Genomic DNA, 20,096 nt, shown 5'->3' on the forward strand with positions numbered 1-20,096 from the left:
CGGGGGTGCGGGAGGTGAAGGGCCCGTCCTGGTGGACGGGCCCTTCACCGTGCGCTCACTCCCACTCGATGGTGCCCGGCGGCTTGCTGGTCACGTCCAGCACGACCCGGTTGACCTCGTTCACCTCGTTGGTGATGCGGGTGGAGATGCGCTCCAGCACCTCGTAGGGCAGGCGGGTCCAGTCGGCGGTCATGGCGTCCTCGCTGGACACCGGCCGCAGCACCACCGGGTGACCGTAGGTGCGGCCGTCGCCCTGGACGCCGACGCTGCGCACGTCCGCGAGCAGGACCACCGGGCACTGCCAGATCTGCCGGTCCAGGCCCGCGGTGGTCAGCTCCTCGCGGGCGATCGCGTCCGCCCTGCGGAGGATGTCCAGGCGCTCCTGGGTGACCTCGCCGATGATCCGGATGCCCAGGCCGGGCCCCGGGAACGGCTGGCGCTGGACGATGGTCTCGGGCAGGCCCAGCTCCGCGCCGACCCGGCGCACCTCGTCCTTGAACAGCGCGCGCAGCGGCTCCACCAGGGTGAACTGGAGGTCGTCCGGCAGGCCGCCCACGTTGTGGTGGCTCTTGATGTTCGCCGCGCCCGAGCCGCCGCCGGACTCGACCACGTCCGGGTACAGCGTGCCCTGCACGAGGAACCCGTAGTCGCCCTCGGCCTTGAGGTCGCGCTCGGCCTGCTCGAAGACCCGGATGAACTCGCGGCCGATGATCTTGCGCTTCTGCTCGGGGTCGGTGACGCCCCGCAACGCGTCCAGGAAGCGCTCGCGGGCGTCCACGGTGACCAGGTTGACGCCGGTCGCGGCCACGAAATCGCGCTCGACCTGGGCCCGCTCGCCCGCGCGCAGCAGGCCGTGGTCGACGAAGACGCAGGTCAGGCGGTCACCGATGGCGCGCTGCACGAGGGCCGCCGCGACCGCGGAGTCCACGCCGCCGGACAGGCCGCAGATGGCCTTGCCGTCGCCGACCTGCTCCCGGATGCGGGCCACCTGCTCGTCCACGATCGAGGACGTCGTCCACCGGGGGCGGATGCCCGCGATGTCGTGCAGGAACCGGCGCAGGACCTCCTGGCCGTGGGGCGAATGACCCACTTCCGGGTGATATTGGACGCCGGCGAACCGGCGCTCCCGGTCCTCGAAGGCGGCCACGGGCGCGCCCTCGCTGGTCGCGGTGACGGTGAAGCCCTCGGGCGCCTTGGTCACGCAGTCGCCGTGGCTCATCCACACCGGGTGCTTGGCGGGCAGCTCGTCGTGCAGCAGGCCGCCCGGGTGCTCGACGCCCAGCTCCGTGCGGCCGTACTCACGGGTGCCCGTGTGCTCCACCGTGCCGCCGAGGGCCCCGGCCATGGCCTGGAAGCCGTAGCAGATGCCGAACACCGGCACGCCCGCGTCGAACAGCTCCGGGTCGACCTGCGGCGCGCCCGGCTCGTAGACGCTGGACGGCCCGCCGGACAGCACGATGGCCACCGGGTCGCGCTCCACCAGCTCGGACACCGGGGTGGTGTGCGGCACGACTTCCGAGTAGACCTGCGCCTCCCGGACGCGCCGGGCGATCAGCTGCGCGTACTGCGCGCCGAAGTCGACTACCAGCACAGGGCGGTTGCTGCTCTCGACCACTGGGGGAAAACCTCTCGTCCGGCGGGTCCGCGCAGGTGAAGGATGTCATGCGGGGAAGGGGAACTGCTCACCGGTGGCGGGCTGGACGAGGTCGTGCGGATCGGCGCCGCGGTGCGGCGGCCGACCGGCCCGTGGACGCCCGACGTGCACCGCCTGCCGGAACACCTCGCGCCGCTGGGGATCTCGCCCGTGCCGCACGGCGTGGACGAGCGCGGCCGGGAGGTGCTGTCCTACCTGGAGGGTGAGGTGGCCCACCCGCCGCTGCCCGCGGCGCGGCGCTCGGACCGGGTGCCGGTCGAGGTGGCGCGGCCGGCCCGCCGGCCGCACGACGCGAGCGCGGGCCTGGCGCACCTGCGGGAGGGCCGGCGGTTCCCGCCGGTCGAGGTGATCTGCCACAACGACCTGGCGCCGTACAACGTCGTGTTCCGCCGGGGATCACACGTTGGTGTGATCCACCGGCAGCGGGCGGAGGGGCACGACACCCACTACCTCGGCCACGCGGCGTACGTACGGGCGCACTTCCAAGATCAATAGCGCCGAGCACGCCGTACGGGCATACGGTGATCCCCATGGACGCGACCACCCCCGAGCCACGGCCCTGCTGGATCGCCGGACACGCCGAGCAGGGCGTGCAGGCCATCACCGTGCACCACCCGTTCGACGGCACGGAGGTCGCCTCCGTCGCGGTGCCGGGACCGGAGCAGGTGGAACGCGCGGTCGCCGCCGCGGCGGCCGTGGCCAAGGAGTTCCGGCGCACGCCCGCGCACGTGCGGGCCAAGGCGCTGCTCCAGGTCTCGCAGGCGCTCGCCGAGCGGGCCGAGGAGATCGCCGAGATCATCACCGCCGAGAACGGCAAGCCGCTGAAGTGGGCCGGCGTCGAGGTGCAGCGAGCGGTGAACACGTTCCGGTTCGCCGCCGAGGAGGCGCGCCGGTTCACCGGCGACCTCCAGCGGCTCGACACCGACGCCACCGGCGAGGGCAGGCTCGCGGTGGTGCGGCGGGTCTCGCGCGGGCCGGTGCTGGCCGTGGCCCCGTTCAACTTCCCGCTGAACCTGGTGGCGCACAAGGTGGCCCCCGCGCTGGCGGTGGGCGCGCCGGTGATCGTCAAGCCCGCCTCGACGACGCCGCTGTCCGCGTTGATGCTGGGCGAGCTGCTGGCCGAGACGGACCTGCCCGAGGGCGCGTTCTCGGTGCTGCCGGTGCGCGGCGGCGACATGAAGGCGCTGGTCACCGACGAGCGGCTGCCGGTCATCTCGTTCACCGGGTCGACCTCGGTCGGGTGGTCGCTGATGGACGGCGCGCCGCGCAAGCACGTCGTCATGGAGCTGGGGTCCAACTCGGCGGCGATCGTGTGCCCGGACTGGCCGGACCTGGACCTGGCCGCCTCGCGCATCGCCACGTTCGGCAACTACCAGGCCGGGCAGTCGTGCATCGCGGTGCAGCGGGTGCTGGTGCACCGGGACGTCGCCGAGGAGTTCGTGCCGAAGCTGGTCGCGGCGGTGCGGTCGCTGCGGACCGGCGACCCGCACGACCCGGAGGTCGAGGTCGGGCCGCTGATCGACGAGGACAACGCGCGGCGGGTCGAGGAGTGGGTGGCCGAGGCCGTGGCCGGCGGTGCGGTGCTGCACGTGGGCGGCGGCCGGTCGGGGACGACGGTGGAGCCGACCGTGGTGCAGGACGTGCCGCCCTCGGCGCGGCTGTGGCACCAGGAGGTGTTCGGGCCGGTGCTCGCGGTGTCCGTGGTCGACTCCGTGGCCGAGGCGTTCGAGCGGGCCAACGCCACCGACTACGGGTTGCAGGCCGGCGTGTTCACCCGGGACGTGGCGGTGGCCTTCGAGGCGGCGGCCGAGCTGGAGGTGGGCGGCGTGATCATCGGCGACGTGCCCTCGTACCGGGCCGACCAGATGCCCTACGGCGGGGTGAAGGGCTCGGGCACCGGGCGCGAGGGCGTGCGGTCGGCCATGGAGGACTTCACCGAGGAGCGCACCCTGGTGCTCACCGGCATCAGCCTCTGAGCCGGCTCCGGGGCGGCCTCAGGACGACCTCACCTCCACGATCGGCAGCCGCAGCGCGCCGGGGGCGTGGGCGGGCACGGCGGGGTTCCCCGGCGCCACGGGCGCGAGGCGCAGGTACCCCGCCGCCTGGTCGGGCCGCCGGTCCGGCTCGCCCCTGTTCGGCCACAGCGCGAACGCCCGCTCGGCCTGCGCGGTGATGGTCAGCGACGGGTTCACGCCCAGGTTCGCCGAGATCGCCGCGCCGTCGACGACCGACAGGGTCGGGTAGTGGTGGACCCGGTGGTAGGCGTCGATGACGCCGGAGGCCGGGTCCGAGCCGATCGGGCAGCCGCCGATGAAGTGGGCGGTGAGCGGGATGTTGAACAGCTCGCCCCAGGTGCCGCCCGGGATGCCGCCGATGCGCTCGGCCGCCAGCAGGTTCGCCCGGTGACCGGCCGGGATGAACGCCGGGTTGGGCTCGCCGTGGCCCTGCTTCGAGGACAGCCCGCGCCCGAACAGGCCCTTCTTCAGGTAGGTGGTGATGGAGTTGTCCAGGCTCTGCATCACCAGCAGGATCACCGTCCGCTCGCTCCAGCGGTGCACCGACAGCAGCCGGGCCAGGCGGACCGGGTGCCGGACCGCCTGGGCGAGGAACTGGAGCACGCGGGGCGTCGACTTCGCGCCGTCGGTGGCCAGGGTCTGGAGCAGGCCCATGACGTTGCTGCCCTTGCCGTAGCGGACGGGCTCGATGTGCGTCTGCTCGTCCGGGTGGATCGACGAGGTGATGGCCACGCCCTGGCTGAAGTTGCGCTCCTCGTCCACGGTGAGGCGGCCCGCGCCGATGATCGCCTCGGAGTTCGTCCTGGTCAGCTCGCCCAGCCTGGGCGAGAGGCGCGGCAGGGCGCCGGTCGCCCGCATCCGGTGCAGCAGCTGCTGGGTGCCCCAGGTGCCGGCGGCGAGCACGACCTGGTCCGCGGTGATGGTGCGGCGACCGCGGCGCGGCCTGCCGCCGGTGCGGCGGGTGCCGATCGCCCAGGTGCCGTCGGGGGCCTGGCGCAGGTCGGTGACCGTGGTCAGCGGCAGCACCTCGGCGCCGTTGCGCTCGGCCAGGTACAGGTAGTTCTTGACCAGGGTGTTCTTCGCGCCGACGCGGCAGCCGGACATGCACGCGCCGCACTCCGTGCAGCCGGTGCGGGTGGGGCCGGCGCCGCCGAAGTACGGGTCCTCGGCCGGTTCGCCGGGCTCGCCGAAGAACACGCCCACGGGGGTCGGGCGGTAGCTGTCGGCCACGCCCATGTCCTCCGCGACCTGCCGCATGACCCGGTCGCTGGGGGTGGTGGTGGGGTTCTGCACCACGCCCAGCATCCGGCTCGCCTGGTCGTAGAACGGGGCGAGCTCGGCCTCCCAGTCGGTGATGTGCGCCCACTGGCGGTCGGTGTAGAACGGCCTGAGCGGCCGGTACAGGGTGTTGGCGTACACCAGCGACCCGCCGCCGACGCCGGAGCCCGCGAGCACCATGACGTTGCGCAGCGCGTGGATGCGCTGGATGCCGTAGCAGCCCAGGAGGGGCGCCCACAGGTAGCGGCGCAGGTTCCACGACGTCCTGGCGAACTCGCCGTCGGCGAACCGGCGGCCCGCCTCGACGACGGCCACCCGGTAGCCCTTCTCGGTGAGCCGGAGCGCGGCCACGCTGCCGCCGAACCCCGAGCCCACCACGACGACGTCGTAGTCGGTGTTGTTACCGGCGAGTTCACCCATGGTTGCGAGATTAGGGGTTACCTCGGGTAACAGCTAGTTCTTCATCGGTTCAGCCCGACGACACCGGCACCGGGGGGCGGCTCCGTGGCGGTGCGCCCCCGGTCGTCGCCGATGTCCGCGTGGTCGAGGAGGCTGGCGACGGGCATCCTGGTGCACGACCCACCGGCCGAGGAAGGCGAGCGGACCGTGCAGATCGGGTTCGGCAGGGCGCGGTACCCCCGGTGAGGCCCGGTCGAGGGCTCGCCGCGGCCGCCGCGCTGGTCGCGGCCGCGTCCTCGCCGGCCGGCGCGCCCGCCCCCGACGACGGGTCCTACGCCTACGCGACCGCCGACGAGGTGGTGGTCATGCGGGGCGAACGGGTCGTCACCCGGTGGCGGGAGGAGCGGGCGGCGCGGGTGGGCCCCGTGGTGTGGACCGACGACGGGCGGCACGCGGCGTTCCTGACCTCGACGGGCGCGCCGGACACCTCCGGGGCGATCCGCCGGCTGGTCACCGTGGACGCCCGGTCGGGTGACACCCGCTCCGCGCGGTGCGACGGGTGCGCGGGCGTCGCGGCCCCCGGCGGCGGCACGCTGCTGGTCGGCACGCTGCTGGTCGGCACCGGCACCGACGGCCCGTTCACCGGGCTCCTCGCGCTCGACCCGGGCAGGGGTGGCGAGCCGGCGGAGGTCCCCGTGCGGCTGCCCCCGCTCGACCGGGTGGAGCTGTTCTCCGGCACGGGCGGCGAGGTGCTGCTCGGCGGGGTGGGGCCGACCGGCGCGGAGAGCTGGTTCCGCGTGCGGGCCGACGGGTCGACCACGCCGGTCGGCTCGGTCGCGGCCACCCGGCGCGACCGCTCCGGGCAGCCCTACCTGCGTGGCCGGGGCCAGGTCGCGGCCGCCGTCGACGGGGCGGGCAACACCGCCTACGCGGTCGCCGGGTCCTTCCGGGGCCGCGACGACCGGTGCGAGAGCGCCGCCGAGGTGTTCGCGGCCCTGCCCGCCGCCGGGTCGACCGTGCCCACGGACCTCAGCGCCGCCACCCCGGCCGACACCCGGACCACCACCACCGACGTCCTGTCGCTGTGGTGGGACCCGGCGCACCGCCTGCGGGCCGCCGTGCTCGCCGGGGTGTGCGACGGGACCTCCGCCCTCGCCCCCACCACCGGCGAGTGGCTGCTGGAGCGCAACAGGTGGGTCCAGGTGTCGAGCGAGCCGACGCTCGGCTCGCTCCACCTGCGCAGCGGCTCGAAGCTGGTCACGCGCCTGCCCGGGGCGCCGCGCGACGGCGCGTCCCTGGTCCTCGAACGCGGCGGGCGCCGCACCGCGGTCGCCTCGGGCGTGCGGTCGATCACCGCGCCCGGGTTCCGGCCGCCCGGCTCCGACGAGGTCCTGGCCCACCTGTGCGACCCGGCGGACCCGGTGTGCCTGTCCCGCACGGGCGGCGCCTACGAACTCGCCTCGACCAGCGGCGACCTCGACGGCGACGGGGCGGCGGACCGACTCGCGGCCGTCCAGTCCTGGGCCGGCGGCACGGCCTCGGCCCGGCTGGAGGTCGCGTTCGCGGACGGGCGGGAGGAGCACCTCGACCTGCCCGCGACCGTCGACCTGGGCGTGCCCCGCTGGATCGGCGCCACCGACCTCACCGGCGACGGCCGGGCCGAGGTGCTGGTCCCGACCGGCACGGGCGCGCACTCCGTGGTGATCGGCGCGTTCGAGCGCGTGGACGGCCGGCTCGCCCGCGTCGGCGGCGACCTGGCCGAACTGGTGGTGGGCGGCTCGGCCCACGAGGCGACCGGCGTCGAGTGCCTGGTGGACGGCGACCGCGCGCTGGTGCGCACGAGCACCGTCACGGCGGGGGCGACCACCCCGGCCGCCGGCCCGGCCGAGTACGTGCTGACCGAGGTCACCTACGCCGCCGACCCCGCGTCCGGGCGGCTCGTCCGGATCGCCGAGGACCGGACCACCTCCGCCGCGGACGGGGACGGGGCGATGCCGGCGCGGCTCGCCGGGGTGGTGGGCGTCCACTGCCCCGGCGTGCCCGACGTCTTCTGACCCGCGCGGCTAGCCGCGGATGGTCAGGCCGACCTTCTGGAACTCCTTGAGGTCTGAGTAACCGGTCTTCGCCATCGCCCGCCGCAGCGAGCCGAACAGGTTCGTCACGCCCCGCGGGTCCACCGACGGGCCGAACAGCAGGCTCCGCAGGTCGACCACCTGCTCCACGCCGCTGGACACGTGGCTGCGCGGCACCGACGGGTGGGCCGAGGCCGCGGTCCAGTACAGGCCCTGGGCCGGCGCCTCCGCCGCGGCCGCCAGCGGCTCGCCCAGCATCACCGCGTCCGCGCCGCAGGCGATCGACTTGGCCACGTCACCGCTGGTCAGCGCGCCGCCGTCGGCGATCACGTGCACGTACCGGCCACCGGTCTCGTCCAGGTAGTCCCGGCGGGCCGCGGCGGCGTCCGCGATGGCGGTGGCCATCGGCACGCCGATGCCGAGGACGGCGTCCGTGGTCGTGACGCCCGGCGTGTAGCCGTAGCCCACGACCACACCCGCCGCGCCCGTGCGCATCAGGTGCATCGCCGTCCGGTAGTCCCCGACACCGCCCGCGATGACCGGGATGTCCAGGTCCGCGATGAACGACTTCAGGTTCAGCGGCTCGCCGTCGCGCGAGACGTGCTCGGCGGAGATGATCGTGCCCTGCACGACCAGGATCTCCACGCCCGCGGTCAGCAGGTCGGGGGTCAGCTCGGCGGCCCGCTGCGGGCTCACCCGCACGGCCACCGTCACGCCCGACTCGCGGACCTGCTTGATCGCCTCCGAGATGAGGTCCATCCGGACCGGCGCGGAGTGCAGCTCCTGGAGCACCCGCACCGGCGCGGCCGGGTCGTCGGTGTCCTCCACCGCCCGCACCAGGCGGAACAGGGCCTCCTCCACGTCGCCGTGCCGGGCCCACAGGCCCTCCGCGTTGAGGACGCCGAGGCCGCCCAGCTCGCCGATCGCGACCGCCGTGCCCGGCGACACGATCGCATCGGTCGGGTGGGTGATCAGCGGGATCTCGAACCGGTAGGCGTCGATCTGCCACGCCGTCGAGACGTCCTTCGAGGACCGCGTCCGGCGGGACGGGATGATCTCGACGTCGTCCAGCTCGTAGGCCCGCCTCGCGGTCCGGCCCATACCGATCTCGACCAGATCGCGCACCTTAAGTCGTCCTTCCGCAGTGCCTGCTCAAACCAGTGGACCTTAGCTCACCGACTGGAGCTCACCGACTGGTGTAGTTCGGCGCTTCCACGGTCATCGTGATGTCGTGCGGGTGGCTCTCCTTCAGGCCGGCCGCGGTGATCCGCACCAGCTGCTTGTCCTGGAGCTCCGCGACGGTCTTCGAGCCGGTGTAGCCCATGGCCATCCGCAGGCCGCCGACCAGCTGGTAGGCCACCTGCTGGAGCGGGCCGCGGAACGGCGTGCGGCCCTCGATGCCCTCGGGCACCAGCTTGTCCTCGGACAGCACGTCGTCCTGGAAGTAGCGGTCCCGGGAGTAGGACTTGCTGTTGTCGCCGCGCCCGCGCAGCGCCGCCAGCGAGCCCATGCCCCGGTAGGTCTTGAACTGCTTGCCGTTGACCAGGACCACCTCGCCGGGCGCCTCGGCGGTGCCCGCGAGCAGGCTGCCCAGCATGACCACGCTCGCGCCGGCCGCGATGGCCTTGGCGATGTCGCCCGAGTACTGGATGCCGCCGTCGCCGATCACCGGCACGCCGGCCGGGGCGCACGCCAGGTTCGCCTCGTAGATCGCGCTGATCTGCGGCACGCCCACGCCCGCGACCACGCGGGTGGTGCAGATCGAGCCGGGGCCGACGCCGACCTTCACGCCGTCCGCGCCCGCGTCCACCAGGGCCTGCGCGCCGGCGCGGGTCGCGACGTTGCCGCCGACCACGTCCACCTCGTCGCCCAGCTCCTTCTTGACCCGGGCGACCATCTCCAGCACGTTGCGCTGGTGGCCGTGCGCGGTGTCGACCATGATCACGTCCACGCCTGCCTCGGCCAGCGCCATGGCGCGGGCGAAGCTGTCCTCGCCGACGCCGATCGCGGCGGCGCACAGCAGCCGGCCGTCCGGGTCCTTCGAGGCGTTCGGGTACTGCTCGGTCTTGACGAAGTCCTTGACCGTGATCAGGCCGCGGATCTTGCCGTCGCCGTCCACGATCGGCAGCTTCTCGACCTTGTGGCGGCGCAGCAGGCCCAGCGCGGCCTCGGCGGACACGCCCACCTGGGCGGTGACCAGCGGGCCCTTGGTCATCACCTCGCTGACCTTGCGCGAGTGGTCCACCTCGAACCGCATGTCGCGGTTGGTGATGATGCCCACGAGCTTGCCGCTGTCGTCGGTCACCGGCACGCCGGAGATCCGGTAGCGGGCGCACAGCTCGTCCACGTACCTGATGGTGTCCTCCGGCGAGCAGGTCACCGGGTCGCTCACCATGCCCGCCTCGGAGCGCTTCACCGTCTCCACCTGGCGGGCCTGGTCGTCGACCGAGAGGTTGCGGTGGAGCACGCCGATGCCGCCCTGGCGGGCCATCGAGATCGCCATGCGCGCCTCGGTCACCGTGTCCATCGCGGCCGAGGCCAGCGGGATGCGCAGGGAGACGTTGCGCGAGAGCCGGGTGGCCGTGTCGACCGCGCTCGGGATGATCTCCGATTCGGCGGGCAGCAGCAGTACGTCGTCGAAGGTCAGTCCCAGCATGGCGAACTTGGGCGGGACTCCGTCAGCGTTGAGCTCGCTGGTCATGGCGGCTGGCTTGCCTTCCGTCGTGCGGTGATCCCGCCGCCGCGGATCGGGTTTCCACAGGCGGCGATGGGTTCAGCCCATGGTATCTGGACGTGGTCCGGGGTCCGCCCGGTACCGTGCGGGGTCGTGCCGCACGACGCGTTGCCACCAGACCCGTTCGCGGGTGACCCGGACGACCCCGCCCGGGCGCTCGGCGAACCCGAGCACGACCACGAGCACCCGCCGATGGACGACGCCGAACGCGCCGAGCTGGTGGGCGACCTCAGCGACCTGGCCGTGTACCAGGCGCTGCTGGAACCCCGTGCGATCAGGGGCATCGTGGTGGACTGCGGCGAGTGCCAGGAACCGCACTACCACGACTGGGCCCTGCTGAGGTCCAGCCTGGAGCAGCTGCTGGCCGACGGTCGGATGCGACCGCACGAGCCCGCGTACGACCCGGACCCCTCCGCCTACGTGAGCTGGGAGTACTGCCGCGGTTACGCGGACGGCGCCACCGCCGAGAGCGCCCGCTGAGAGCGCCTGGTGACGGTGTGACGAAGCCCGCCCCGGTTCGGCGGGGCGGGCTTCGTCACAGGTCGCGCTACTGCTCCTGGGTGGCGGGCGTGTCGCCGGTGCTGTCGCCGCTCGGGGCCTGCGTCTCGCCGCGGGACTGGCCCGGGGACTCGCCGCGCGACTGACCGGGGGACTCGCCCGAGGACGGCGGGGGCGGCGGCTGGCCCGACACGTCCGTGGTCGGCGGCGGTTCCGTCGTCTGGATCGGCTGCGTGGTCGTCGTCGGCTCGGTGCTCGGCTGCTGGGTCGTCGAGGACGGGTTGGTCGGCACCCGCGGTGTCGTCGCCGTCGTGGACGGGGGGGCCGTGGACGGCGTGGCCGTCGGCGACGGGGTGGTGCTCTCCAGCTCCTGCTTGAGCGTCTCGTGCCGCTGGGTCAGGTCGTCGCGGCCGTCGTCGTCGGAGACCGACAGGAGGTACTCGCCCGCCTTGTCCAGGGCGTCCTTGGCCTCGCGGTAGCGGCCCTCGCGCAGCGCGGTGCCCGCGTTGTCCAGGTCGGTGCGGACCGCGACGGCGGCCTCGATCGACCGCGCGTGGTCCGAGTAGAGGACGCGGGTCAGGCCCCAGAGCGCGTCGCCCGGCTGGGCGTCGCGGGCGACCAGGCTGACCCCGGTGAACGCGATGGCCAGCACGGCGGCGGCGCTCGCGAGGGGGATGAGGTAGCGGTGCCTGCCCCGGGGCTGGGGGCGGGCCGCGGCGATGGTCGCCACGGCGGTGTCGGTGTCGACCAGCTCGCCCACCGGGCGGCTGTCCACCTCGCGCCGCCAGGCCAGCAGCAGCGCGTTCAGCTCGTCGTCGACGAGCGGGTCAGCCTGCTCGGGGTCCCGGCCGCCGAGCGCGTCGAGCAGCGCGTCGTCGGCTCGGATACCCGCGAGGTCGTCGCCCGGTTCGACCAGGGCGTCTTCAGGCTGCGGCGGTCTCTCATCTCGTCCGCGCACGACTTTTCCGTTGCCCTTCCCGTGCTGATCAGCCACTCAGACCACCTCCTCCGCTGCCAAGGTCTTGCGGAGACGGGCCAAGGCCCGGTGCTGCGCCACCCGAACCGCGCCCGGCGTCGAGCCGACCGCATCGGCGGTCTCCTCGGCCGACAGGCCGACGACCACCCGGAGCAGCAGGATCTCCCGTTGCTTCTCCGGGAGGACCTTCAGGAGCGCGGCCATCCGGTTCGACAGCTCGCCCTGCATGGCCCGCTGTTCGGGACCGGCCTCCGTCTCGGGGGCGTCCGGGACCTCCGGGACCGGTTCGGACCGGTTCCGGGCGGCTGAGCGATGCGCGTCGGCCACCTTGTGCGCGGCGATCCCGTAGACGAACGCCAAGAACGGCCGACCCTGGTCGCGATAGCTGGGCAGGGCCGTCAGCACCGCGAGACACACCTCCTGGGCCACGTCGTCCGCCGAAGCGAAAGACCTCTCCTGCCTTCCGACTCGGGCGCGGCAGTACCGCACCACCAGAGGGCGGATGGATGCCAGGAGCCGCTCGATCGCATGGCGGTCGCCATCGACGGCCGCGCCCACTTCGGCGTCCAGTCCGTCCCCCAAATTGGTCATCGCAGACAGCAGCCCTGGTGTTACGCACAGGCGTATAGACGAGGAACAGCACGGGACGACCAACGTCGCCCGTACCGGTGACGCCTACGGTACCGGTCGTCCGGCCACCCGTTGCGCAACGGGTGAGAAGAGGTCCGTGACCTGCCGACACGCCGGGAACGGCGAGCCGGCCCGGCGACGAGGACGTCGACGGGCCGGCAAGAGGAAGGAGCGTCGGCGTGAGCCGCCTCACCTGTTCCTGGGGATCAGGAGACGAGGCCGCGCCGGAAGCCGTGCGCCACGGCCTGCGCGCGGTCGCGCACGCCGAGCTTGCGGAACAGCCGGCGGGCGTGCGTCTTCACCGTGTCCTCGGAGAGGTACAGCTCACGCCCGATCTGCCCGTTGCTCTTGCCCTGGCTCATGCCGCGCAACACCTGGAGCTCGCGCTCGGTGAGCTGCACCCCCGGGTCGGACGGTTGGCGCGGCGCGGGCACGCTGGTGCTCGCGAGCGTGTGCGCCAGCGCGGCCACCAGCTCGGGGCGCGAGGCGTCCCAGCGGAGGTAGCCGCGGGCGCCGCCGGCGATCGCCGCGGCGATGCTGCCCGCGTCGTCCGGTGCGCCGAAGACGATGACGTTTGCCTGCGGGTTGGCCGAGACGAGTCGCCGGGTCGCTTCGACCCCGGTCGGGACGGCGCGCTGGGTGCCAACCAGTACGACGTCGACCGGCTGCCGAGAGAACCGAGCCAACAACTCGTCACCGTGCGCTACGCAGTCGATGCGGCTAACCCCGGGGACAGCCGACATCACGCGGGTGAGACCCTCCCGCACACTGCGCCGGTCGTCGCAAATAAGGACCGTGGTCACGGGGACTCCTTCCTGCAGCCGAGTGACGTTCCACATCCCCTATCGGACGCTGGGGACCGAACCTTGACACGATCCGGTGCTTAATCCGTCAAGAAATTCGCCTCAGGGTCTGCGTTCGGGGGTTCCCCGGAACGGAGCAGCGCGGTCGGGACCCAGGGCGACCGGTGGGCCAGTCGTCGGCCGATCGGATCAGCTCTCCGCAACACGCAGCTCAGAGCGTTTTGAGTTCGTTCCTTCACGTTCTGACCGTCCGCATAAGTGCGGTTTTCCTGCGCGTTTGCCAGGACGAGGCCCGTTGGCCAGATCAACGACAGGAGGCCCAGTTGGTCCGTGTGATTTAGGTCACAGTGGAGCAGATCGAGGCCCCTGTCGAGGCCGGCGGGGGTCCCGAGCACCACCAAAGTGGTCCCCAGGACCAGGTCGGACTTGAGGGCGTGCCGCGTCGCGCCCGCCTCCCCGGAGAGGGCCGCGGCCCGTTCGGCGGGCGCGACCGCGCGCTCCGCGTGACCGTCGGCCAACTCGATCTCGGCCGCCACCCACTGGTGGCGCACCCGGCTCCGCCAACCGAGCGGCTCGACCCGTTCGTGCAGCCTGCGGGCCTCACCCACCCGTCCGGCCCCCACGGCGTCGGCCGCGAGCCCCAGCAGGGCGTCCGCACGGGCCCCGGCGACGTCCACGCCGTCCGGATCCTCCTCTACACCCTTTTCGCCCCGATCCGCCAACAGCGCCAGCGCCAGGGCGTCCCACCGCCGGGCCGACGCGTGCCCGCCCAGCTGCCGCCGGTGCGAGGCGAGCGTCGAGGCCGCCAGCGACCCGAACAGCCCACCACCCCCGATCAGCCCACCCAGCACGGTCGCCGCCGCCGCGTAGTGCCCCTGCCCGCCGAGCACCACCGCCGCCAGCCACCGCTCCTCGACCCCACCCCCTCGGGCCGCTCCCCACACCCCAGCCCCGGGCAGGTCACCGAACGCCGCACGCCGAACATCCACCCCACCATCCTCCGCGAGTCGTACGCCCAGGCCCACCGTGTCGTACGTCCAGGACCCCCGAGTTCAGCGTTCAGGCCCCGTGCGCCCGCCGACCGGGCGCCCCTCGGGTCAGCAGACGGCGCGCTCCACCGCGTCGGCGGCCGAGGCGAGGTCGTCGACCCGCTCCGACGGCTGCGGCACGACACCACGCTCCCACCCCGGACCGCCGACGAAGACGCGGACCTGCTGGCGCGTCCTGGGCAACGCGATCACCACACCCGGATCGGCGTACCGGTGCAGCTGGGCCCACAGCACGACGGCGGCCGGTGCCGTGCGCCGGACCGCGGCGACCAGGGCGTCCAGCGGCAGGTCGGCACCCAGCTGACGTGCGCCGATCCCCCGCCGGGCCAGCACCGCCGCCAGCGGGTGGAGGGGCAGGTCGTGGCGCTCGCCCGGCGTGCACGCCAGCAGCACCGGGCGGGGGTTGCGCGGCTCGGTCACGATCGGCGCGGCCCGGATCATCGCGGCCCGCGCGCACTCCTCCAGCAGGTGCGACACCGCCAGGCCGGCGCCCGACCGCTCCCGGCGCGCGGCAACGGCGGCCAGCACCGGGCGGACCACCCCGTCCCACGTCGCGACCACGCCGTCCGCCTCGACCGCGTCCGCGAGCAGCGCCTGCACCGCCGCCGAGTCCAGCGCCAGCGCCGCCCGCCCCACGCCCCGCGCCCACCGGTTGGCCGCGTGGAGCCCGAGGCCGCGGACACCCCGACCACCGGCGGGGACGTCCCCGGGACCGGGTCGCGCGGCGCCCTCGGGCACGGGAGCGGAGAGGGCGTACCTGGCGGCCTCGGCGGACGGCGCGCCCCGCAGCAGCGCCTGCTGCATCAGCTCCAGGCGGGCCACGTCGAGCGGTCCGTACCTGCGGTGTCGCCCGGTCGTGCGATCACCGGGTCCGAGGCCGTACCGGCGGTCCCAGGTGCGCAGCGTAGCCGGCGCGACCCCCAACCGGCGGGCCACCGCGGCCACGGGCAGCAGCACGGAACCCGCGGGACCACCCTCCGCCGCAACGGTTTCCCGTTCACCCCGGGGCGGGCTCCCGTCGTGATCGGCCGGCGTCGTCACGCTGACATGGTCCGTTCACCTGATGTCGCGGGCAACTTCGGGTTTGAACCGCATCCGATCACCCATCGAATGAATTGCCGCCTGTATGCCCCGCACCCCCTTGAACAACCATTGACGCGGTTCTACGGTGGATCATCGTTAAGCCGAATGGAGCAGTGCACGTCAATGGGCCAAGGAGGCGGTCTCGATGGCGGACACCCGTAGGCTTCCCGGTCCCAACGCGGATCTGTGGGACTGGCAGATGCGCGGCTCGTGCCGCGGGATGGACAGCGCGTTCTTCTTCCACCCGGACGGCGAACGCGGTCCGGCCCGGGCCCGGCGGGAGGCGCGGGCCAAGGCCGTGTGCCTGTCGTGCCCGGTGCTGGAGATGTGTCGGCAGCACGCCCTGGCGGTGCAGGAGCCGTACGGGATATGGGGCGGGCTCTCGGAGTCGGAGCGGGACGGCATCCTCAAAGCCCGCAAACGGCAGTTGACACCCGTGTGAGGCACGACGCGCGGAGAAGGGCGGCACCCACGGGTGCCGCCCTTCCGCGTTTCCGGGGTCCGAGCTACACGTTCGGGGGATCTTGAACGCTGAACTCGGGGGTCCTGGACGTACGACACGACGGGTCTGGACGTACGACTCGCGGAAGCAGGCGGGGCGGCGTCCGGTGGACGCCGCCCCGCCGGGGTGGAGCTGGTGGAGCCGGTGGGTCAGTGGCCGTGACCGTGACCGTGGCCGTGGCCCGCGGAGCCGGACTCCTCTTCCTTCTTCTCCACGACGGCGCTCTCCGTGGTGAGCACCATGCGGGCGATGGAAGCGGCGTTGGCGACCGCGGAGCGGGTCACCTTGACCGGGTCGATGATCCCGGCCTCCAGCAGGTCGCCGTAGGTCAGGTTGGCGGCGTTGAGGCCGAAGCCCCACTCCTGCTCCCGGACCTTGTTGACCACGACCGCGCCCTCCAGGCCCGCGTTCGCGGCGATCCAGAACAGGGCCGCGCCGAGCGCCTCGCGCACGATCGCGACACCCGTCGCCTCGTCGCCGGTCAGGTCGAGACCGCCGTCGAGCACCTTGGCCGCGTGCACCAGCGCCGAACCGCCGCCGGGCACGATGCCCTCCTCCACCGCCGCCTTGGTCGCCGCGACGGCGTCCTCGATGCGGTGCTTGCGCTCCTTCAGCTCGGTCTCGGTGGCCGCGCCGACCCGGATCACCGCGATGCCGCCGGACAGCTTGGCCAGCCGCTCCTGGAGCTTCTCGCGGTCCCAGTCGGAGTCGGTCGACTCGATCTCGCGGCGCAGCTGCTCGGAGCGCCCCGCCACGTCGGCCTTGGTGCCGCCGCCGTCGACGATGGTGGTGTCGTCCTTGGAGACCACGACGCGGCGGGCGCTGCCCAGCACGTCCAGGTCGGCCTCGGACAGCTTCAGGCCCACCTCGGACGAGATGACCGTGGCGCCCGTGACGACCGCGAGGTCGTCCAGGAACGCCTTGCGGCGGTCGCCGAAGTACGGCGCCTTGACCGCGACCACGCGCAGCGTCTTGCGCAGGGCGTTGACCACCAGAGTGGACAGCGCCTCGCCCTCGACGTCCTCGGCGATGATGACCAGCGGCTTGCCCGCCTCGGCCACCTTCTCCAGGATCGGCAGCAGCTCGGCCAGGGCCGAGACCTTCTCGCGGTGCAGCAGGATGCGGGCGTCCTCGAACACCGTCTCCTGGGCTTCCAGGTCGGTGGCGAAGTGCGCCGAGACGTAACCCTTGTCGAACTGGACGCCCTCGGTGATCTGGAGCTCGGTGGCCAGCGTCGAGGACTCCTCGACGGTGATCACGCCGTCCTCGCCGACCTTCTCGATCGCCTCGCCGAGCAGGGCGCCGATGGACTCGTCGCGGGACGACACGGTGCCGACCTGCGCGATGTTGTCGCGCCCCTTGACCGGGGTGGCCTTCGCCTTGAGCGCGTCCACGACGGCGTCGGAGGCGGCCTGGATGCCGCGGCCGAGCGAGGTCGGGTTGGCGCCCGCGGCGACGTTGCGCAGACCGACCCGCACCATGGCCTGGGCCAGCACGGTCGCGGTCGTCGTGCCGTCGCCGGCCACGTCGTTGGTCTTGGTCGCCACGCTCTTCGCCAGCTGCGCGCCGAGGTTCTCGAACGCGTCCTCCAGCTCGATCTCGCGGGCGATGGTCACGCCGTCGTTGGTGACCGTCGGCCCGCCGAACTTCTTGTCGAGCACCACGTGCCGGCCGCGCGGACCCAGGGTCACCTTGACCGTGTCCGCCAGCTTGTTCACGCCGCGCTCAAGGGCCCGACGAGCGTCCTCGTCGAAGCTGATCTGCTTGGCCATGCTCTCTGCCTCTCTCAAGTGCGAAACGCCCCGGGAGGCCCCGGTGATGGGGTCGCCGGGGCGCTTTGCGTGTCAGCCGAGCGTCAGTTGATGACGGCCAGCACGTCGCGGGCGGAGAGGATCAGGTACTCCTCGCCGTTGTACTTCACCTCGGTGCCGCCGTACTTCGAGTAGATGACGACGTCGCCGACAGCCACGTCCACCGGGACGCGGTTGCCCTTGTCGTCGATCCGGCCGGGGCCGACCGCGATGACCTTGCCCTCCTGGGGCTTCTCCTTCGCGGTGTCCGGGATCACGAGGCCGGAAGCGGTCGTGGTCTCGGCCTCACTGGCCTGGACGACGATCTTGTCCTCGAGCGGCTTGATGTTCACGCTCACCGGGCTGACCTCCACGGTCGTCGAAAGCGTTGGCAGGTTGCGTTTACGGCTCCTGCCACCCCGCCGTCGCGGGGGTCGGGGCGGTTGCTGGTGCCGTGCGTCTAGCACTCTACCCATGCGAGTGCCAGCGGTTCAACGACCCCCCGGAACGTCCCGCGCGAAGTCGTCCACTCGTGTCACACCGGCGTTCACCCGACCGCCAACCGCGTCGGGGAGCGTGCGGGCCATGACCTCGGTGACCCGACGTTCCCTGCTCATCGGCGGTGCGGCCCTCGCGACCGCGGGGGCGGGCCTCGCGACCGCCGGCGCGGGCTTCGCGAAGCTCGACGACCCCTTCACCCTCGGCGTCGCCTCCGGTGACCCCGGTTCCGACGGCATGGTGCTGTGGACGCGGCTGGCGCCCTCACCCCTGGACGAGGACGGCCTCGGCGGTATGCCCAACCGGGTCGTCCCGGTGCACTGGGAGCTGGCCGAGGACGAGCGCTTCCGGCGGGTGGTGCGGCGCGGCGTGGAGCTCGCCCGGCCGCGGACCGCGCACAGCGTGCACGTGGAGACCTTCGGCCTGCGGCCCGGCCGCGAGTACTTCTACCGGTTCCGCGCCGACCGCCACGTCTCCCCTGTCGGCCGCACCCGCACCACGCCCGAGCCCTGGGTGGTCGGGCAGGACCTGACCATGTGCTTCGCGTCGTGCTCGCACTACGGCGAGGGCTACTTCACCGCCTACCGGCGGCTCGCCGAGGACCAGCCGGACGTGGTCCTGCACCTGGGCGACTACCAGTACGAGTACGCGGGCAAGGCGGCGGACGTGCGCGCCGTGGTGGGCCCGGAGACCCGCACGCTGGCCGACTACCGGCTGCGCCACGCCCAGTACAAGACCGACGAGGACCTCCAGCTGGCGCACTCGGTGGCGCCCTGGCTGGTCGTGTGGGACGACCACGAGGTGGAGAACAACTGGGCCGACGGGGTCCCCGAGCAGCCGGACCCGGACTTCGCCGCCCGGCGCGCGGCGGCGTTCCAGGCGTACTACGAGAACATGCCGCTGCGGCGCGGCGCCAAGCCCAACGGCGTCGACATGCGGCTCTACCGGCGGGTCCGGTGGGGCGGCCTGGTCAACTTCCACGTGTTGGACACCCGCCAGTACCGCGACGACCAGGCGTGCGGCGACGGGTGGAAGACCTGCGCCGAGGCCGGCGCCGCCACCCGGACCATCACCGGCGCCGAGCAGGAGCGGTGGCTGCTCGACGGCTTCCGCCGGTCGCGGGCGCGCTGGGACGTGCTCGGCCAGCAGGTCTTCTTCGCCGAGCGCGACCGCGAGGACGGCCCGGAGGAGGAGCTGTCCATGGACTCCTGGGACGGCTACCTCGCCTCCCGCGACCGGGTGACGCGCGGCTGGGTCGACGCGAAGGTCCGCAACGCGGTCGTGCTCACCGGTGACGTGCACGCCGCCTACGCCGCCGACATCAAGGCGGACTGGGACGACCCGGCGTCGCGCACCGTCGGCACCGAGCTGGTGTGCACCTCGGTGACCTCCGGCGGCGACGGCGACGACACCTCGGACGAGGTGCAGCTGCGCAACAACCCGCACATCAAGCTGCACAGCAGGCGGCGCGGCTACGTGCGGACCAGGTTCACCGCGCGGGAGCTGCGGGCCGACTTCCGCTCGCTGCCGCACGTCCGCACGGCCGGGGCGCCGGCCACGACGCTGAAGTCGTTCGTCGTCGAGGACCGCCGCCCCGGCCTGAACGCGGTCTAGGCCGCCGCCCCCGTCCGGCCCCGGATCACGGTGAGCAGGGCGGTCCAGCCGTCTCGACCGTGCCCCGCCTCGACGGCGCGGCGGTAGGGCGACCGGACCGCCCCGGGCAGCGCGGTGTCCAGGCCCGCGGCCCCGGTGGCGCCCACGACGTGGTCGGCCGTGGCGCCCATCATGGTGGTGGTGGCCCGGTCACCGGGGTGCTCGTCGGCGTCGAGAGCCCGGGGGTCCGGCGATCCGCGGGCGGTCGCGCTGGGGTTGGAGGGCCTGGCCTGGGCGCGGACGGGTTCGCGGCGGCGTTCGACGCCGGGTACGCCGGTGGTCCCGACGGGGTGGCCTGAGCGGGAGCGGGCGGGCGGGGACCCAGGATCAGCAGACCCCGCCCGACAGACCCCGCCCAGCAGGACCGGATCGGCAGAACCGGATCGGCAGACCAGGCCGGCAGACCAGGCCGGCAGGCCCGGCCCGGAAGACCCGGCCGGCAGGCGGATCAGCAGGCCCGGC

The 20,096-nt window shown here is 73.4% G+C and carries 19 protein-coding genes; 7 read left to right on the forward strand and 12 right to left on the reverse strand.

Annotated elements, in window-relative coordinates; all coding sequences use genetic code 11:
* Positions 1 to 55: 55 nt before the first annotated feature.
* A complete protein-coding gene (gene guaA, locus ACFP3R_RS10070) occupies positions 56 to 1,615 on the reverse strand; it encodes a glutamine-hydrolyzing GMP synthase (protein WP_380634923.1) in 1,560 nt (519 codons plus the stop codon).
* A gap of 42 nt (positions 1,616 to 1,657) precedes the next feature.
* Here guaA and ACFP3R_RS10075 point away from each other — a divergent pair, with 42 nt between their 5' ends.
* Both ACFP3R_RS10075 and ACFP3R_RS10080 read left to right on the forward strand, forming a co-directional pair.
* Entirely contained in the window at positions 1,658 to 2,149 is a 492-nt protein-coding gene (locus ACFP3R_RS10075; RefSeq protein WP_380634925.1) for a protein kinase family protein, read from the forward strand.
* Between the two features lie 35 nt (positions 2,150 to 2,184).
* Complete coding sequence (locus ACFP3R_RS10080) at positions 2,185 to 3,630, forward strand: aldehyde dehydrogenase family protein (protein WP_380634927.1); 1,446 nt, start codon at positions 2,185 to 2,187, stop codon at positions 3,628 to 3,630.
* Positions 3,631 to 3,648: 18 nt separating this feature from the next.
* Here the strand turns inward: ACFP3R_RS10080 and ACFP3R_RS10085 are convergent, their stop codons facing one another.
* A complete protein-coding gene (locus ACFP3R_RS10085; RefSeq protein ID WP_380634928.1) occupies positions 3,649 to 5,367 on the reverse strand; it encodes an FAD-dependent oxidoreductase in 1,719 nt (572 codons plus the stop codon).
* Positions 5,368 to 5,451: 84 nt separating this feature from the next.
* Between ACFP3R_RS10085 and ACFP3R_RS10090 the strand changes: the two genes are divergently transcribed.
* Positions 5,452 to 5,592, forward strand: coding sequence for a hypothetical protein (locus ACFP3R_RS10090; protein WP_380634930.1), 141 nt, complete (start codon positions 5,452 to 5,454; stop codon positions 5,590 to 5,592).
* On the forward strand, positions 5,589 to 7,400 hold the full coding sequence (locus ACFP3R_RS10095; protein ID WP_380634931.1) for a hypothetical protein: 1,812 nt from the start codon (positions 5,589 to 5,591) through the stop codon (positions 7,398 to 7,400). The genes ACFP3R_RS10090 and ACFP3R_RS10095 overlap by 4 nt, the downstream gene beginning before the upstream one ends.
* 9 nt (positions 7,401 to 7,409) lie before the next feature.
* On the opposite strand, the gene ACFP3R_RS10100 is transcribed toward ACFP3R_RS10095, so the two are convergent.
* Together ACFP3R_RS10100 and guaB are read right to left on the reverse strand one after the other, a co-directional pair.
* Complete coding sequence (locus ACFP3R_RS10100; protein ID WP_380634933.1) at positions 7,410 to 8,543, reverse strand: GuaB3 family IMP dehydrogenase-related protein; 1,134 nt, start codon at positions 8,541 to 8,543, stop codon at positions 7,410 to 7,412.
* Between the two features lie 61 nt (positions 8,544 to 8,604).
* Entirely contained in the window at positions 8,605 to 10,119 is a 1,515-nt protein-coding gene (gene guaB, locus ACFP3R_RS10105; protein ID WP_380634935.1) for an IMP dehydrogenase, read from the reverse strand.
* 66 nt (positions 10,120 to 10,185) lie between these two features.
* On the opposite strand from guaB, the gene ACFP3R_RS10110 reads away from it, so the two are divergent.
* Entirely contained in the window at positions 10,186 to 10,632 is a 447-nt protein-coding gene (locus ACFP3R_RS10110) for a DUF5319 domain-containing protein (RefSeq protein WP_380634936.1), read from the forward strand.
* A 67-nt stretch (positions 10,633 to 10,699) separates the two neighbouring features.
* On the opposite strand, the gene ACFP3R_RS10115 is transcribed toward ACFP3R_RS10110, so the two are convergent.
* From ACFP3R_RS10115 to ACFP3R_RS10135, 5 genes are all read right to left on the reverse strand, one after another.
* Positions 10,700 to 11,608 carry an anti-sigma-D factor RsdA gene (locus ACFP3R_RS10115; RefSeq protein WP_380634938.1) on the reverse strand — a complete coding sequence of 303 codons (909 nt, stop codon included), beginning with the start codon at positions 11,606 to 11,608 and terminating at the stop codon, positions 10,700 to 10,702.
* Positions 11,609 to 11,644: 36 nt separating this feature from the next.
* A complete protein-coding gene (locus ACFP3R_RS10120) occupies positions 11,645 to 12,217 on the reverse strand; it encodes a sigma-70 family RNA polymerase sigma factor (protein WP_380634940.1) in 573 nt (190 codons plus the stop codon).
* A gap of 245 nt (positions 12,218 to 12,462) precedes the next feature.
* On the reverse strand, positions 12,463 to 13,059 hold the full coding sequence (locus ACFP3R_RS10125) for a response regulator transcription factor (RefSeq protein WP_015805222.1): 597 nt from the start codon (positions 13,057 to 13,059) through the stop codon (positions 12,463 to 12,465).
* An 80-nt stretch (positions 13,060 to 13,139) separates the two neighbouring features.
* A complete protein-coding gene (locus ACFP3R_RS10130) occupies positions 13,140 to 14,048 on the reverse strand; it encodes a hypothetical protein (RefSeq protein WP_380634942.1) in 909 nt (302 codons plus the stop codon).
* A gap of 108 nt (positions 14,049 to 14,156) precedes the next feature.
* Complete coding sequence (locus tag ACFP3R_RS10135; RefSeq protein ID WP_380634943.1) at positions 14,157 to 15,065, reverse strand: MerR family transcriptional regulator; 909 nt, start codon at positions 15,063 to 15,065, stop codon at positions 14,157 to 14,159.
* A gap of 271 nt (positions 15,066 to 15,336) precedes the next feature.
* Here ACFP3R_RS10135 and ACFP3R_RS10140 point away from each other — a divergent pair, with 271 nt between their 5' ends.
* Positions 15,337 to 15,633: a WhiB family transcriptional regulator gene (locus ACFP3R_RS10140; protein WP_380634945.1), complete on the forward strand. Its 297-nt coding sequence runs from the start codon at positions 15,337 to 15,339 to the stop codon at positions 15,631 to 15,633.
* Positions 15,634 to 15,842: 209 nt separating this feature from the next.
* On the opposite strand, the gene groL is transcribed toward ACFP3R_RS10140, so the two are convergent.
* Positions 15,843 to 17,465, reverse strand: coding sequence for a chaperonin GroEL (gene groL, locus ACFP3R_RS10145; RefSeq protein WP_380634946.1), 1,623 nt, complete (start codon positions 17,463 to 17,465; stop codon positions 15,843 to 15,845).
* An 83-nt stretch (positions 17,466 to 17,548) separates the two neighbouring features.
* Positions 17,549 to 17,842 (reverse strand): co-chaperone GroES, encoded by a 294-nt coding sequence (gene groES / locus ACFP3R_RS10150; protein ID WP_015105192.1) that lies wholly within the window; start codon positions 17,840 to 17,842, stop codon positions 17,549 to 17,551.
* A gap of 226 nt (positions 17,843 to 18,068) precedes the next feature.
* On the opposite strand from groES, the gene ACFP3R_RS10155 reads away from it, so the two are divergent.
* On the forward strand, positions 18,069 to 19,595 hold the full coding sequence (locus ACFP3R_RS10155) for an alkaline phosphatase D family protein (protein ID WP_380634948.1): 1,527 nt from the start codon (positions 18,069 to 18,071) through the stop codon (positions 19,593 to 19,595).
* Here the strand turns inward: ACFP3R_RS10155 and ACFP3R_RS10160 are convergent.
* The gene (locus tag ACFP3R_RS10160; protein WP_380634987.1) at positions 19,592 to 20,089 is read right to left on the reverse strand and encodes an imine reductase family protein; all 498 of its coding nucleotides are present in this window, start codon (positions 20,087 to 20,089) and stop codon (positions 19,592 to 19,594) included. The two genes, ACFP3R_RS10155 and ACFP3R_RS10160, sit on opposite strands and share 4 nt — an antisense overlap.
* Positions 20,090 to 20,096 lie beyond the last annotated feature (7 nt).

The sequence above is a fragment of the Saccharothrix lopnurensis genome (assembly GCF_042658445.1).
GTDB classification, from domain to species: domain Bacteria; phylum Actinomycetota; class Actinomycetes; order Mycobacteriales; family Pseudonocardiaceae; genus Actinosynnema; species Actinosynnema lopnurensis.